14 protein-coding genes are annotated in these 16,088 nt (G+C 35.6%); 8 read left to right on the forward strand and 6 right to left on the reverse strand.

Annotated features, from left to right (window positions below; all coding sequences use genetic code 11):
• Positions 1-52: 52 nt before the first annotated feature.
• Positions 53-1,567: a glucose-6-phosphate dehydrogenase gene (gene zwf, locus DOK76_RS09730; RefSeq protein WP_206967239.1), complete on the reverse strand. Its 1,515-nt coding sequence runs from the start codon at positions 1,565-1,567 to the stop codon at positions 53-55.
• 197 nt (positions 1,568-1,764) lie between these two features.
• Between zwf and DOK76_RS09735 the strand changes: the two genes are divergently transcribed.
• Positions 1,765-2,499, forward strand: a complete 735-nt coding sequence (locus DOK76_RS09735) for an acyl-[acyl-carrier-protein] thioesterase (protein ID WP_370590127.1) — start codon at positions 1,765-1,767, stop codon at positions 2,497-2,499.
• Between the two features lie 106 nt (positions 2,500-2,605).
• Positions 2,606-3,823: a pyridoxal phosphate-dependent aminotransferase gene (locus DOK76_RS09740; RefSeq protein ID WP_206967243.1), complete on the forward strand. Its 1,218-nt coding sequence runs from the start codon at positions 2,606-2,608 to the stop codon at positions 3,821-3,823.
• Between the two features lie 52 nt (positions 3,824-3,875).
• On the opposite strand, the gene DOK76_RS09745 is transcribed toward DOK76_RS09740, so the two are convergent.
• Positions 3,876-4,046 carry a DUF2187 domain-containing protein gene (locus DOK76_RS09745; RefSeq protein WP_206967245.1) on the reverse strand — a complete coding sequence of 57 codons (171 nt, stop codon included), beginning with the start codon at positions 4,044-4,046 and terminating at the stop codon, positions 3,876-3,878.
• A gap of 245 nt (positions 4,047-4,291) precedes the next feature.
• Here DOK76_RS09745 and nagA point away from each other — a divergent pair, with 245 nt between their 5' ends.
• A complete protein-coding gene (gene nagA, locus DOK76_RS09750) occupies positions 4,292-5,443 on the forward strand; it encodes an N-acetylglucosamine-6-phosphate deacetylase (protein ID WP_206967247.1) in 1,152 nt (383 codons plus the stop codon).
• Between the two features lie 138 nt (positions 5,444-5,581).
• On the forward strand, positions 5,582-6,673 hold the full coding sequence (locus DOK76_RS09755) for a M24 family metallopeptidase (RefSeq protein WP_206967249.1): 1,092 nt from the start codon (positions 5,582-5,584) through the stop codon (positions 6,671-6,673).
• Positions 6,674-6,732: 59 nt separating this feature from the next.
• On the opposite strand, the gene DOK76_RS09760 is transcribed toward DOK76_RS09755, so the two are convergent.
• The 4 genes from DOK76_RS09760 to DOK76_RS09775 all read right to left on the reverse strand — a co-directional run bounded on the left by DOK76_RS09760 (position 6,733) and on the right by DOK76_RS09775 (position 10,040).
• Positions 6,733-8,301: a WD40/YVTN/BNR-like repeat-containing protein gene (locus DOK76_RS09760; RefSeq protein ID WP_206967251.1), complete on the reverse strand. Its 1,569-nt coding sequence runs from the start codon at positions 8,299-8,301 to the stop codon at positions 6,733-6,735.
• 76 nt (positions 8,302-8,377) lie between these two features.
• Complete coding sequence (locus DOK76_RS09765) at positions 8,378-8,962, reverse strand: Type 1 glutamine amidotransferase-like domain-containing protein (RefSeq protein WP_206967253.1); 585 nt, start codon at positions 8,960-8,962, stop codon at positions 8,378-8,380.
• A gap of 17 nt (positions 8,963-8,979) precedes the next feature.
• Positions 8,980-9,357, reverse strand: coding sequence for a hypothetical protein (locus DOK76_RS09770; protein ID WP_206967256.1), 378 nt, complete (start codon positions 9,355-9,357; stop codon positions 8,980-8,982).
• 14 nt (positions 9,358-9,371) lie between these two features.
• Positions 9,372-10,040 (reverse strand): DNA/RNA non-specific endonuclease, encoded by a 669-nt coding sequence (locus DOK76_RS09775; protein WP_206967257.1) that lies wholly within the window; start codon positions 10,038-10,040, stop codon positions 9,372-9,374.
• Positions 10,041-10,206: 166 nt separating this feature from the next.
• Here DOK76_RS09775 and DOK76_RS09780 point away from each other — a divergent pair, with 166 nt between their 5' ends.
• The 4 genes from DOK76_RS09780 (at position 10,207) to floT (ending at position 15,903) form a co-directional block, all read left to right on the forward strand.
• The gene (locus tag DOK76_RS09780; RefSeq protein WP_206967259.1) at positions 10,207-10,908 is read left to right on the forward strand and encodes an ABC transporter ATP-binding protein; all 702 of its coding nucleotides are present in this window, start codon (positions 10,207-10,209) and stop codon (positions 10,906-10,908) included.
• 13 nt (positions 10,909-10,921) lie between these two features.
• On the forward strand, positions 10,922-13,669 hold the full coding sequence (locus DOK76_RS09785) for an ABC transporter permease (RefSeq protein WP_206967261.1): 2,748 nt from the start codon (positions 10,922-10,924) through the stop codon (positions 13,667-13,669).
• 232 nt (positions 13,670-13,901) lie between these two features.
• Positions 13,902-14,423 carry an NfeD family protein gene (locus tag DOK76_RS09790; protein WP_206967263.1) on the forward strand — a complete coding sequence of 174 codons (522 nt, stop codon included), beginning with the start codon at positions 13,902-13,904 and terminating at the stop codon, positions 14,421-14,423.
• Positions 14,424-14,439: 16 nt separating this feature from the next.
• Positions 14,440-15,903 carry a flotillin lipid rafts scaffold protein FloT gene (gene floT, locus DOK76_RS09795; RefSeq protein ID WP_206967265.1) on the forward strand — a complete coding sequence of 488 codons (1,464 nt, stop codon included), beginning with the start codon at positions 14,440-14,442 and terminating at the stop codon, positions 15,901-15,903.
• Positions 15,904-16,088: the final 185 nt, after the last annotated feature.

The following is a 16,088-nucleotide window of genomic DNA, read 5'->3' on the forward strand; positions in this document are numbered from 1 at the left end:
TACTTTGTCTACAGTCTGAGGCTGACAATTTTGTCAGCCTCTTTGTTTTGGTTTAATCAAGTAAGCCTTGGTTTTTATACCAGGCATCTGGTTCCCAAATCCATTTGTGTCCTTCTTTTTCTAGTAATTCAAAGGCACATTCTGGTCCCATTGAACCAGCTGGATAATGAGGGATAGGAGTTGTTTCTTTCTCCCAAGTTTCTTTAATCCCATCAACAATCTTCCAAGAGTTAGCTACTTCATCCCAATGAGTGAAGTTTGTCGCATCGCCCTTTAGACAGTCTAGAATTAATTTTTCGTATGCCTCAGGGCTATTGTAAAGATTATCTTGAGAATGACGGTAGTCTAATCGAACAGGATCAATGTTAAAACCATCACCTACTTCTTTACCATTAAGAGTTAAAGAGAAACCTTCTGTTGGTTGAATGTAGATGGTTAAGACATTTTCTGGCAATTGACTATCTAAGTCGTTACTATCTCTAAAAATGTTGATAGGTGTTGATTTAAAGACAATATGGATACGTGTTCCTTTTTCAGTCATACGTTTTCCAGTTCTCACGTAAAATGGCACACCAGCCCATCTAAAGTTATCAATTAAAAACTTACCTGCTAAGAAGGTTTCTGTTTGAGAATTAGGATCAACTCCAGGTTCTTCGTTGTAGCTAGTAAATTCAGTATCAGCTAAACGTCCAGCACTGTATTGACCACGTACAAAATTCTCTTTTACTTCTTCTTCGTTATAAATACGAATTGATTTTAATGCATTGATTTTTTCTGCACGAATCGCTTCTTCTGAAAAGACAGTTGGAGCTTCCATAGCAAGTAGGGCAACTACTTGTAAGATATGGTTTTGAAGCATATCTTTAAGAGCACCACTTTGGTCGTAATACCCACCACGCTCTTCTACACCAACGGCTTCGGCTAAAGTAACTTGTACATTATCAATGTATTTATAGTTCCATAAAGATTCAAAAATATTGTTACCAAAACGAACAGCAGAAATATTTTGAATCATTTCTTTACCTAAGTAATGGTCAATACGGAAGATTTGCTCTTCCTTAAAACTAGCTGAAATTTCTTCATTGAGTTGTAGAGCTGTTTTGTAGTCTGTTCCAAAAGGTTTTTCAATAATCAGACGATTGAATCCATGTTCAGTCATAATGTTTTCAGATTTAATGTGTTGAGAGATGGTACCAAAGAAACGTGGTGCCATAGCTAAATAAAATAGGCGATTGCCATTTAAGTCGTAAGTTTGGTCAAGAGAGTCAGCCAATTGACCGAGTAGTTGATATTCTTCAGTGTTATCAACATTATGGGCTTGGTAATAAAAATGACTCACAAATTCATCTAAATCTTCTTTAGTTGGATTGAGGGAAGCAACAGATTCTGCTACCACTTCTCTAAAGTAGTCATTTGACCACTGACGACGTGCTGTTCCGATAACAGCAAAATGTTCACGAATGTTTCCTTTACGAAATAGTCTAAACAAAGAAGGGTAGAGTTTTCGTTTAGCTAAATCTCCAGTTCCTCCAAAAATAATAAACAAAGCTTTATTTTCTTGTGACATAGCAGATCCTACTTTCCTAACAATAATGAAATATTAATGGTTAATATTCATTATACATTCTACTTCTAATGGTGGCACAAAGCAATTATTTCGAGTAGATTTTCAAATTTTATCTAAAAGTTAAATAAAAAGACATAGAGCATCAGTTCTTTTTCTGATATGCTAGATGAAAGCAAAAAGAAATGAGGGACATGTTTGTGGCAAAACAATATTCAGAAAAACATCAAATTCCGTACTATGAGTGTGATACCACACAGTTTTTAAAGATCCCAACATTAGTCAAAATGCTGATCAAAACCTCTGGAGCACAAAGTGATGCTTTAGGTGTGAGTGATGAATTTATGGCTTCTTTAGGACTAGGTTGGATTATTTTACAACATGATATTTTTATTAAACGTCTACCAAAAGCAGGCGAAACTATTACAGTGACAACAGAAGCCGAAAGCTACAATAAGTTCTTTTGCTACCGTCATTTTTGGGTTCATGACGAAGCAGGCAATGAATGTGTCTTTATGAATACGACTTTTTCAATTATGGACTTAGAAACAAGAAAAATGGGTAGTGTTGATGACGAGGTACTAGCGCCTTTTGAGTCTGAAAAAATCAAACGAATTAGACGAGGTGAAAAAACGCTTCCTCTTGAAACAGTTCATGGAGAAAAAGAATACACTGTTCGTTATTATGACATTGATATGAATAAACACGTGAATAACTCTGTTTACCTAGATTGGGCAGTTGATTCTTTAGATGCCGCCTTTTTAATGACACATACACCAGAAAAAATTGTGGTTAAATTTAACAAAGAAGTTTTATATGGTAATAAGATAAAAAGTGAGTATCAGTTAGACGATGACGGGATAAGTCGTCATAACATTATCTCAAAAAATGATAACAGTGCAAAAGTTACCATTACTTGGAAAAGTCTTGATTAGATTACCTAGGTTATTCTTAAGTAATTGGCAAAACACTTGCAAAAAGAGAAAAGTAAGAGTATTTTTATAAAAAAAGTTATTTGATTTTTTTCGGGAGGAAGTTAAGATGAAACATTTTAATAAATCATCAAAATTAGATTATGTAAGTTACGACGTACGTGGACCGGTTCTTGAAGAAGCAGACCGTATGATGAAAAAAGGCATTGATATTATCAAGTTAAACACGGGAAACCCAGCAGCTTTTGATTTTAAAGCACCGAATGAAATCATTCATGACTTAATTACAAATGCGAGAGAGTCTGAAGGGTATTCAGATTCAAAAGGTATTTTTTCAGCGCGTAAAGCAATCCAACAATATTGTCAGTTAAAAGGATTTCCAAATGTCGGTATTGATGATATCTACACAGGTAATGGAGTGAGTGAGTTAATCACTATGTCTATGCAAGGCTTAATTGATAATGGGGATGAAATATTAGTTCCTATGCCTGATTATCCCTTATGGACAGCAGCAGTAACTCTTGCTGGAGGTCATGCAGTTCATTATGTGTGTGACGAAGAAGCAGAGTGGTATCCAGATATGGCAGATATTCGCAGTAAAATTACAAGTCGCACTAAAGCGATTGTCTTGATTAATCCAAATAACCCAACAGGAGCTCTTTATCCAAAAGAAGTGTTACAAGATATTGTGGATATCGCTCGTGAGCATCAATTAATTATTTATTCAGATGAAATTTATGACCGTTTAGTGATGGACGGATTAGAGCATGTGTCAATTGCCACACTTGCGCCTGATTTATGTGTCATTACGTTTAATGGTTTATCAAAATCTCATCGAGTAGCTGGTTTTAGATGTGGTTGGATGGTCATTAGTGGGGAAAAACGACATGTACAAGGTTATATTGAAGGCTTAAACATGCTAGCTTCTATGCGACTATGTTCAAATGTGTTGTCTCAACAAATAATTCAAACCGCATTAGGTGGCTATCAAAGTGTGGACGAGTTGTTACTTCCAGGAGGTAGAATTTATGAGCAACGTGAATTTATTTATAATGCTTTAAATGACATTCCTGGTATTTCAGCTAAAAAACCAAAAGCTGCCTTTTATATCTTCCCTAAAATTGATACAGCTAAGTTTAATATCCGTGATGATGAGCAGTTTGTACTAGATTTTCTACATGAAAAACATGTACTACTAGTTCATGGTAAAGGATTTAACATGAATACACCTGATCATTTTAGAATTGTTTACTTGCCAAAAGTAGATGAGTTGGAAGTAACAACGAATGCATTAGCAGATTTTCTATTAACTTACAAACAAAAATAAGACACTAAAAAAACCAAGAAATCCTTTTCTTGGTTTTTTTGTTTAGAATGAGTTAAGCAGTCACGCTTTTTTTACTAACGATTAAACGTCCTAAATATTTGTCTTTGATTTCTAATGATGGGTTTATAACACTGATTAGAACCGAGTTTTCGTACTCTTTTTCAATGGTGCCCTCAAATTGTGTTCCTTGCCAATCAAATGTAACTGTACTATTAATTTCCAAAATGTAGTGCTCCTATCTAATGTAATGTGCTATAAACTAAGTTTCTAGTTTTAATAATGGACTTATTATAGCATAAAATGTGTATAAAAAAAGAGTTTTATTTAAAATAAAGGGGAGAAATGATAAAAAAATGTGTTATAAGAGATAAATGAAGCCGCTTTACTTTTATGTATAGACCATTCCTTGACGAAAAATCGAAATAGTGATAATTTAAAGGTAAATTAAAAAAGAAAGAAGTTTTGTCCATGAAAACAGTCATTTATGCAGAAAAATTTTTCTTAACAAGTGGAATTGAAGGGCCTGGATACTTAGATATTACTCAAGGTATTTTTGGTAAAGTTACAAAAGAAAAACCAGAAGATGCTACAGAAGTGATTGACTACACAGGTAAATGGATTGCTCCAGGTTTAGTTGATACACATATCCATGGGTTCAAAAACAACGATGTAATGGATAACAATGCCGAAGGAATTAAACAAATGTCAGAAGATTTATTATCTTGTGGCGTGACGTCATTTTTACCAACTACATTAACATCTAGTCGTGAACAATTAACCGCTGTTGCTAAAACAATTGGTGAAGTGTATAAAGACGTTAAGGGAGCAAAAATTCAAGGGATTTATTTTGAAGGACCTTTCTTTACTGAAGAATACAAAGGCGCACAAAATCCAGGGTATTTTTCAGACCCAGATATTGATGTTTTTAATGAATGGCAAGAAGTTTCAGGTGGCTTGATTAAAAAGATTGCCTTAGCTCCAGAACGTGTTGGGGTATCTGAATTCGTCAAGGAAGTAACAGATAACGGAGTTGTTGTAGCTCTTGGTCATAGTAATGCGACTTTAGCAGAAGCTAGTGAAGCCGTGGAGTGTGGGGCTAGTGTCTTTGTTCATGCCTTTAATGGTATGCGTGGATTGAATCACCGTGAGCCCGGTATGGTTGGAGCAGCTATGAATTTAAGACATGTTTTCTCTGAGTTAATTTGTGATGGACATCATGTGCATCCAGATGCCGCTCAAATCCTAATGGAAAAAACAGGACATGATCACATTGCCTTAATTACAGACTGTATGATGGCAGGTGGTATGCCTGATGGCGATTATATGTTAGGAGAATTCCCAGTAGTTGTTAAAGATGGAACAGCTCGTATGAAGGAAGGTAGCTTGGCAGGAAGTGTGCTACGTCTAAAAGAAGCTGTAAAAAATGTAGTCGATTGGGGTATTGCTACACCTGAGGAAGCTATTATGATGGCAACTTATGTGCCAGCTCTAAGCTGTAAAATGGAAGACGTTTGTGGCAGTATCACAAGAGGACGTGCGGCAGACTTTATCGTGTTATCTGATTCTTTAGAATTAGAAGCAACTTATCTAGACGGCGTGTGTCGTTATCAAGTAAAATAACATTAGTTTGAGGTTGTGGCAGAAGTGTTAGCTACAAGAAATAAATAAGAAAATCGCTAAATACGTTTGCTGATTTTTGTTTATTTCTTGTAGCCACTTCTGTGACACCGTTTTTTAGTAAATAGGAGGTAATGGAGAATGTATCAAGAGAGAATGAATCAAGTCATTAATAAAATGAAAGAACAACATCAGGCTCAGTTAATTGTGTCAGATCCAATGACCATACTGTATTTAACAGGTAAAGAAATCGATCCAGGTGAAAGATTAGTAGCTCTAGTTTTAAAAGCAGATGGTAATCATGTAGCTATCATTAATCGATTATTCCCCGTGTCAGAAGCAGAAATTGGAATGCCGATTGTTTCAGTAGACGATACTGATGAAGCTAAAGGGATTGCTATTTTAGCCAAACAATTAGATCATAAAGAAACAATTGGTGTGGATAAATATTGGACAGCAGAATTTTTACTTGCTTTAATGAACCAAGTCGGAGAAGGTGTGAGTCATTACACATTGAGTTCAGATATTACAGACGCTATCCGCGGGGTGAAATCAGCTGAAGAAATTGAGTTAATGAAAGAAGTTTCTTTAGATAACGATACAGCGATTGGAAAATTAGCTGAATTAATTCCAGAACAGTTAACCGAACTTGCTATGACAGAAAAATTAGCAGCCATCTACGCTGATTTAGGCAATACTGGTTTTTCATTTGATCCTATTGTGGCATATGGTGCTAACGGAGCAGACCCACATCACATGAATGACGATTCTTTGGTTAAAGCAGGAGATAGCATTATCTTAGATATCGGTGGTATGAAAAATGGCTACTGTTCTGACATGACGCGTACATTCTTCTATAAAGAAGTCTCTGATAAAAGTCGTGAGGTTTACGAAACTGTTTTAGAAGCTAATAAGCGTGCGATTGCTAAAGTAAAACCGGGTGTGACCTTTGCAGAGATTGATGCAGCTGCAAGAGATTACATTACGGAAAAAGGTTATGGTGAGTACTTCACTCATCGTACGGGTCATTTCATCGGTATGGAATGTCACGAAGCAGGAGACGTATCTGCGATTAATCACAATGAAGTAGAACCAGGGATGATTTTCTCTATTGAACCAGGTATTTATTTACCAGGTGAAGTTGGAGTACGTATTGAAGATTTAGTAGTAGCAACTGAAACAGGCTGTGACCTCCTAAACCATTACCCTAAAGAATTAACAATTATTGACTAAAGTAAATGATAATAAGAAAGCCCTTAACCATTATTATGTTGGTTAAGGGCTTTTTTGAGTTATTGTGAGGTGATAATTGGCTGAAGTTCTTGTTCAAAGGACCAAGTAGCTCCCTGATCTTGGGATAAAAATTCGCATTCAATGAGAGCACCTTTATCTGAGCCTTGTGTTTTCACTAAATTTAAACGAATACTAAGAAGATTAGCGCTTTTTTGTGTCACTTCATTAGGTGACGTAAAAATATCTAGACCCTCAGTTGTGTATCCTTCAGGCAGTTGAATGAGTGATTTTTCAAAATGTTGAGCATAATCATTTGTATAGTATAAGCTATCACGTGTAGCTAAAAAACCAACTTGTTGAGAGATGAAGCTAGCGTGTTGTAAAGGTGTATCAAGAGATGTTTCTCCTGTTTTGTGCCATGTTTTTCCATAGTCATTTGAGTCATAGATGAAAATACTTTCACTGGACATGATATCGGCAATACTTGTTATGACAAAGAAAGAGCCATTTTTATTTGTTTGCATTTTTCTGTAGCGCAAACGTTCATAACTATCAGCAATGTCATGTGATTGCCATGTTTGACCGTTGTCTTCTGAAATAAGAACAGCTAATGGCAGTCTAGCATCTGTGGCTTCAGTTGGTGAATACAAGTACCAAGAAAAATCTGGCGAAATATCAAAGGTTTGATTCATGAAATACCCTTCAGGAATACCACCTGATGAAAGGGTGTATTCTCCTTGCCGAGTAGAGGAGATAGAGATAGGAACGTGTTGCCAAGACTGTCCGTGATTAGTGGTTTGGTATAAAGTATCATTTGCTTGATCCATGTGATAAGTCATTTGAAGCTCAGAAGACTCTTTAATCGCAGTGGAGGTTCCACCTTTTAAAGCAGAATCAAAGGTCTCATTAGGAGTCGTTTCAGTATTAGTTAATAAATCAGCAGCAGTTATATCTCGTTTATTTAAAGGTCCAACCAAGTAAAGATAACTTAGAAGGACACCACTCGCAAAAAGAGCTACGAAGCTATAAGTTAATTTTTTTTGCCAATGATGTTTTTTTGTAGTCGCCTGAGGTAATTCTTTTTGAGTATCAATAAGCATATAAATGCGATACAAACCAAATAGGCTTTGACTTCGTCCAATCAGTACATGATAGTCATCTTCTGAAGTATTTAAGGAGACGATCGATTTTTTTAAAAGACTTCTTTTGGTAGGCACTTCCTTTATTTCCTGTTGATCAATAAAATAGTAATAGTTAGTATCTTCTTCAATAAGTTCCCAGTCACTCAGTAAATCAATTTGGTTTTCTAACCAATCTTGAAAATGACGATTGAAGGAAACATAATGACCCAGATGAAAACAAGCAATTGTAGCGAAGAAACTTAAGAAAAGCCAACCCATTATTTTTGAAAAAAGATAAAGATCTGCTAGTCGTGTTAGGTAGAAAAAATTGTCAGTTTGGCTACTTAATAAGTTAAAAAACAAAAAGCCACAACCAAAGAAAAAGAGAGAAGTGGCTAAAGCTAAGAGAATAACATGGCTGATTCTCTTTTTAAAAAAGGTTTTAAAAACTGTTTGTATGTGTTGTTTATTGGCAAGTAAGTCGATTAATAGGAGCTCTTTATCCATAAGTCAGTATCCTTTGTTTTTATTGATTATTATATCATTAAAGTAACAGAAAATAAGAAATTAATAGAGGAGAGATTTATTCTTTAATTAGAAAGACCTCTTCGTCAGTAAAGGGATGTAAATCCAATGAATCTTGATACTTATCTAAAATAACATCAACTGCTTCTTGTAGGTATTTATTACCAACATGAGGTAAAGGTGACTGAGAAATGACATGAAATCCAGTATAGTCAACTAAATCAGGGCCTTCATTAATGTCGTCCATCTCTTTAATATAGTGAATATTAGGTGACATAATAATTGAACCAGCTGATTCACCAATATAGACTTTTCCTTGATCAATGTGAGATTTGATTAAATGATCCACACCACTTTTTTGTAATTCTTGTAACAGATAGAAGGTATTGCCACCTGCGACATAAATCATATCAGATGAGTCGACTATAGCCGTAACGTCATCGGCATAGATATCCACAAGTGTCACCACAAGACCTAATGACTCAAGGGCGATAAATGCTTTATCCACATAGCTAATTCTTTCTTCTGTTAGGCTAGCCGTGTTGATAAAAGCAACACGTTGCCCTGTTAAATCGCTCCCTACAAATGCAGGAAGTTGTTCGTATGTGTCAGCAAAAGATGAGACTAAAAATAGTTGTTTCATGGGAACACTCCTTTAGATTAATTGATGGCTAAAATATTAGTGGCTAATGTACCTGATTCAAATTGAATAAAGAAATCCCAAATATTTAACTCATGGATTTCACTGTCCTGTTTATTTAAACTGACAGGTATAACAATCATACGATTGTCTAGATAAAAAAGAGAGTCGCTGTCAATGGTTTGAGCCACTAATAGAGCTTCGCTAAGTTCTTTTTCTGTCCAAGTTGCTTCGTTATCTAGAAAGGATAGACTACTGAAAAAAGGAGCAGTCATCTCGTTGTCCAAGTTAAATAGTAGATAGTCATTGATGTCTTGAATGCCCGCTTGAGTAAGTAGGGCTAAAAATTCTTCTGGAGAGTTCGTTGTTGCTTGTTGCTTTAAGTCACTTAAAAACATGCTTTTCCACACCTTTACTTTTTATTTTCGATTGTTACATGAAAATCAATGGTATTAGAGTTTAAGCTTTTGCCTTCCATGTCAACGGCAATGGGCATACCGATATTACCTTCATACACAGGTGTGACACGGTAACGAATGGTTTCTCCGTTATCAGCTGCTTGGCGCACCATGTTTTCGTATTTTGTCATGTAGGGCGTATTAACAGGGTTTTGATACAAAGTGACTAAATTTTTTAAGTCTTCACCACTTCCACCAAGTTGTCTACCAATCAAATGACCTCTTGAATGGTTGTGTGGTGATTTCCCTGAGATAAAACCAGGTGGTCGAATATCTTGAGAAGCCCCAGTACCGGTTCCAATCATTTGAGGTGTGATAAGGGCCTCAGCTGTAGTAGGACGTCCTAATTGATCGAGTTCACCATAATGAATCCACCCTTTTTTATCATTTTTTAACTCATCTTTTGTAAAAATTGCTTTACCATGTTCGATAGGTCCAGGATTGTCACCAGAAGTACTTTCAGGTGCTTTCTCTGTTACTTGACTTTGTTTTGTTCCAAAAAAATAATCCAGAGCTTCAGTAGGTGACATACCACTTATATACAAAGCAACAACCAGAATAAGGGTAATTATTATAAGGCTCAAGTTAGATTTATTTTGTGTTCGTTTCTTCTTTTTCGCCATGACGGCCTCCTTTTTTACATCTCTTCCAAGACACATTATACGGGAAAATAAAAATAAGAACAAGAGTTCGAAAAGACTTGAGTTTCTTAATTTGCTAAAAATTCACAAAAAAACAAAACTCATTTGTTATAATAGTACCAACAAATAATAAAAGGCGGTCAATTAGATGAGTTATGTAGAAGTTAAAGACGTATATAAACGATACACTATGGGCGATAATGTGATTGTTGCCAATAACGGCGTTTCTTTTTCCATTGAAGAAGGCGAGTTTGCTGTGATTTTAGGGCCTAGTGGAGCAGGAAAATCAACGGTTTTAAATATACTTGGAGGTATGGATAGTTGTGATGAAGGTCAAGTGATTATTGATGGCTCGGACATCGCTAAGTACTCTAATAAAGAATTGACCACGTTTCGCAGATTAGATGTGGGATTTGTCTTTCAGTTTTACAATTTGGTTCCCAACTTAACGGCGAAAGAAAATGTAGAACTCGCTTCTCAAGTCTCAAATAAAGCACTTGATGTAGACGAGGTCCTTGAGTTAGTTAATCTAAGTCATAGAAAACAGAATTTTCCTGCTCAATTATCAGGTGGGGAACAACAACGGGTAGCTATTGCTCGAGCATTGGCAAAAAATCCAAAACTTCTCTTATGTGATGAGCCAACTGGAGCTCTTGATTTTGAGACAGGGAAACAAGTATTAAAGATTTTAGAAGATACCTGTCGTAACTACAAAACAACAGTTATTGTCATTACCCATAATTCAGAAATTGCTAAAATGGCAGATCGAGTGATTCGAGTGAATGACGCCAAAGTAAGAAGCATCGAAATTAACGACAATCCAATCTCAGTTGATGATATTGAGTGGTAAGGAGGGTTGTTAGATGAGTAAAAAAGCATTAAGAAAATCCAATATAAGAGAAGTGTTTCAATCAAAAGCTAGATTCTTTTCGATTCTGCTAATTATTTTTCTAGGAGTGTGTTTCTACGCAGGAATTAAAGCGACAGGTCCTGACATGATTAATACAGCAGATACGTATTATAAGGATCAGCAACTGATGGATAGTAAGATTGTTTCTACTTATGGTCTAGAACAAAAAGATTTAGATAAAGTCAGTGAAGATCCTAATGTAAAAGAAGCAGTAGGAAGTTATACAGTAGACGTTCTAGAGAAGAAAGAAAATATGGTGTTAAGGTTGATGTCTTATGATACAAACCATAGCAGTCCAATCAATAAACCCTTACTTGTTGAAGGGAGACTCCCTCAAAAGTCTGGGGAAATTGCTTTAGACAATCGAGTAACGGAGTTAAACAAGTATAAAATTGGTGACACGATTACTCTAGATACAGACAAAGACACGTTAAAAGAAACGAGTTATAAGATTGTTGGTTTAGTGAAGAGCCCAATGTACATTGATCAAGTCTCAAGAGGCAATACCACCATAGGAAAAGGCTCAATTGATTTATTTGGCTTAGTTCCTAAAGAGGACTTTTCACTAGAGGTATTTACAGAGATTTATATCACGTATCACAACACAGAAAAATTAGTGAGTTATAGCGAGGCTTATGATAAGCAACTGGAAAAAAATCAAAAGCAATTAGAAACTCTCTTAGAGCCTCGTACAAAAGAACGCTTTGATCAGCTTAAACAAGAAGGTACTACTAAACTAGCTGAAGGAAAAGACAAACTAGCTACTGGTGAAGAGGCTTTAAAACAAGGAGAAATTCAACTTAATTTAGCTAAAGAGCAGCTTCAAACACAACGAGCTAATCTTTCTATGGCAGAATCAGCCGGTCAAAGCGTGCCTAACGAAGCTAAAGAAGCTCTTGCTCAAGGAGAAAAAGAGTTAGCTACAAAAGAAAAAGAATTAAAAGAGAATCAGAAAAGTTTGGATAAAAGTAAAAAAGAATTAGCAGATCAAGAGAAAAAATTAGGGGATTTAAAAGAGCCAGAGTATCTCTATATGGATCGCAATGATAATCCAGCTTATAGTGAATACAAAGATAATGCCGATCGAATTTCTTCGATTGCCACAGTCTTTCCTGTCTTCTTCTTCATGATTGCTGCCCTTATTTGTTTAACCACAATGACGCGAATGGTTGATGAAAAAAGAGGCGAGATTGGGACACTAAAAGCTCTTGGTTATAGTAATTTTGATATTGCTAAGAAATTTATTATTTATGCCACTCTGGCAAGTGTGATTGGTAGTGTTCTTGGATTATTAGTCGGATTTTACGTCTTTCCAACGGTTATATTTGACGCTTACGGCTCACTGTATAACTTACCACCAGTTATTATTACTTATTATTTAAGCTATTCAGTTCAGTCGGTAATTGTTGCCTTACTATGTACGTTAGTCTCAGCAATGGTTGTATTACGAGTGGATCTACTTAGTACGCCAGCTGTATTAATGCGACCTAAAGCACCTAAACCAGGTAAACGTATTTTCCTAGAAAAAATACCTTGGTTGTGGTCTAAGTTTAATTTTAATCAAAAAGTGACGGCAAGAAATCTGTTCCGTTACAAGCAACGAATGTTAATGACTGTTCTTGGTATTGCCGGTTGTATGGCAATGATTATTACTGGATTCGGATTAAAAGATTCGATTGGAGATATTGTAGATTTACAGTTTTATAAGATTTGGCAATATGATGCCATGGTTACTTATAACCCTGATGCCACAAAAGAGGAAACTAAGACTTATGAAACAACCAGAGATGAACAAACAAATGTGAGTCATCATATTGGCTTATCTCAAAAAACAGTTGAGGTCCTTAAAGATGGCTACAAGAAACAAGAAGTTGTTATCGATACACCAAAAGACACAGAAAGTTTTAAAGATTTTATGGTTTTCAAAAACCGTAAGACAGGAGAAACTTACAAGTTAGATGATTCAGGAGTCATTATCAATGAAAAGCTTGCTAATTTATTTGATATAAAAGAAGGGGATACCTTAAGCTTTAAGGCGCCAAATGACAAAGAAAGACAAGTGAAAGTCTCTCATATTAGTGAAAATTATGCCATGCATTTTATCTACATGACACCTACCTACTACGAAAGTGTTTTTGGCGAAACACCAGAATACAATGTTGATTTGTTGAAATTCAAGGAGAAAATTACTGACAAAGAGGAAGAAGAGTTGGCTCAATCTCTAATGGATACGAAAAAGGCAATCAATGTGAGTTTTACTAGTAAGATTGGTAGTGCCATGGATGACACAATGGGCAGCTTAAATGTCGTTGTGTGGGTACTCATTATTTCAGCTGCAATGTTAGCCTTTATTGTGTTGTATAATCTAACTAATATCAATATTTCTGAGCGAATTAGAGAGTTATCAACCATTAAAGTCTTAGGTTTTTACGACAAGGAAGTCACCATGTATGTGTACCGAGAAAATAACATTTTGACGGCACTAGGTATTTTACTTGGTTCCGCATTAGGAAAACTTCTTCATGGGTTTGTTATTAAGACAGCAGAGGTTGATATGATGATGTTTCCACCAGATATTCATCCAGTGAGTTATCTGTACTCTGCTTTACTGACGATTTTATTCTCGACAGTCGTTATGCTAGTGATGCATCGTCGTTTGAAGAAAGTCGATATGATTGAAGCATTAAAATCAACAGAATAACAAAAGGAATTAAAAGACCTTATGACTGTAAGTGAGTCATAGGTCTTTTAATTTTTTTAACGAGAATAGTCATTATCTGATTATAAAAAGATAAATGAAACAAAATTGTCCTAAAATAAAGGAATAGAAAAGACAAATAGGACTTAAGACGTATTTTTTTGATTTTACTACCCTTTTAATCTTAATATTGGTAAAATATGGGTAAGCGCATTAGAAAGGAGTGTGACGCATTTTGATAGCAGGTTATCCTATTGATACCATCTATTTATATGTATTAATCGGCTGCACAGTCATTTCAGTTTTCTTATTTATTTTTGGAGATATTTTTGATTTTGATGGTCCGGTTGATCCGATGTTAATCATTCCGTGGCTAGCATTCACCTCACTGTTTGGCATTATGGGTGAAAAAATCTTTGACATGAGTCATCTACTTGTTTTTTTAGTAAGTGGTGGCTTATCACTGATTATTGTGTTCCTAATGAATTTTTACATTTTAATTCCCCTTAGGAATTCAGAATCTAGTTTATCTGTGTCAGAAAAAGATTTTGAGGGGCGAACAGCGACAGTCATTACACCAATCCCTGTTAAAGGAATGGGTGAAATCAAATTATCTAGTGTTACAGGTACCATCACGAGACCTGCTGCCTTCTACGAACCACAAGAAGAAGTAGTTAAAGCTGGTTCTGAGGTCTTAATTATCGAAATCAAAGACCGAGTGTGTTATGTCGTTCCTTACAAGGAAAATTTTATTTAAAAGGAGATTGTTAGTTATGGGATTCTTATTTATACCGATTGTTTTAGTTGGAGTTATATTGTTGATGTTACTTGTGGTATTTGTATCTAAGTACCAAACAGCAAAACCTGATGAAGCTTTAATCGTCAGTGGGAGTTATTTAGGAAATAAAAACGTTCATAAAGATGAATCTGGTAATAAATTAAAAATCGTTCGTGGAGGCGGGGCATTCGTGTTGCCAGTTTTCCAACGATCAAATAGATTAAGCTTACTTTCAAGTAAACTAGATGTATCTACTCCTGAAGTGTATACAGAACAAGGGGTTCCAGTCATGGCTGATGGGACATCTATTATCAAAATTGGTTCTTCTGTAGAAGAAATCGCGACAGCTGCAGAACAATTTTTAGGCAAAACAACAGAAGAATTAGAAATTGAAGCAAGAGAAGTGTTAGAAGGTCATTTACGTTCTATCTTAGGCTCGATGACAGTAGAAGAGATTTATCAAAACCGTGATAAATTTAGTCAAAGCGTTCAAGAGGTAGCTAGTGTGGACTTAGCTAAAATGGGTCTGATTATTGTGTCATTTACGATTAAAGACGTACGTGATAAAAATGGTTATCTAGATTCATTAGGGAAACCACGTATCGCTCAAGTAAAACGTGATGCTGAAATTGCTGAGGCAGAAGCACTGAAAGAAACACGTATCAAGAAAGCTCAAGCAGAAAAAGAATCTCAAGAAGCTGAACTTGGTCGTCAAACAGAAATAGCTGAAGCAACAAAAGAAAAAGAATTAAAATTAGCAGCTTATAAAGAAGAACAAGATATTGCTAAAGCCAAAGCTGATCAAGCCTATAATTTGGAAAGTGCTATGGCGCAACAAAAAGTAGTAGCTCAAGAGATGGAAGTTAAAGTCATTGAGCGTCAAAAACAAATTGAATTAGAAGAAAAAGAAATCACTCGTCGTGAAAAACAATACGACTCAGAAGTGAAGAAAAAAGCAGATGCAGATCGTTATGCTAAAGAACAAGAAGCGCTAGCGATGAAAGCCAAAGAAATCTCTGAAGCAGAAGCAGAAAAATTCCGTGTTGAAGCTATGGCAGAAGCCAATGCCGCTCAAGTTCGTATGGAAGGTCAAGCTAAAGCTGACGCTGTTCTTGCTCAAGGGCAAGCTCAAGCAGAAGCCAAAGAAAAAATCGCTGAAGCCTTTAAACAATACGGCGAAGCTGCAGTCTTAAGTATGGTTCTAGAAATCTTACCTGAGTTAGTCAAAGAAGCATCTCAACCACTTGGAAATATCGAAAAAATTTCTGTTGTGGATACAGGTCAAGGTGGCAAAGATGGTGGAGCTAACAGAATTACTAACTATGCGACTAATTTATTAGCTTCTTCTCAAGAAACCTTAAAAGAAACAACTGGTTTAGACGTGAAAGATTTATTAGAAAGTTTCGCTTCTAAAGGCTCTAAAAATGTAGTGAATTTAACAGAACATCAAGATCATTAATAGAAAGAAAGAATAGATTGTGACGTATGTATGTCACAATCTATTTTTATAAAAATAGATTAACCGATGCTTAAATCGAAGTTCTTCTATCATAGAACAAATGATTGAAGAAGGTGTAGAAGGCACTATTCTAGGTGTACCGAAATGGGTTTACTGATTAAGCAGTCAGACGTCTCAGTTCCAGT

This window comes from Candidatus Vagococcus giribetii (assembly GCF_017316185.1).
Classification (GTDB): domain Bacteria; phylum Bacillota; class Bacilli; order Lactobacillales; family Vagococcaceae; genus Vagococcus; species Vagococcus giribetii.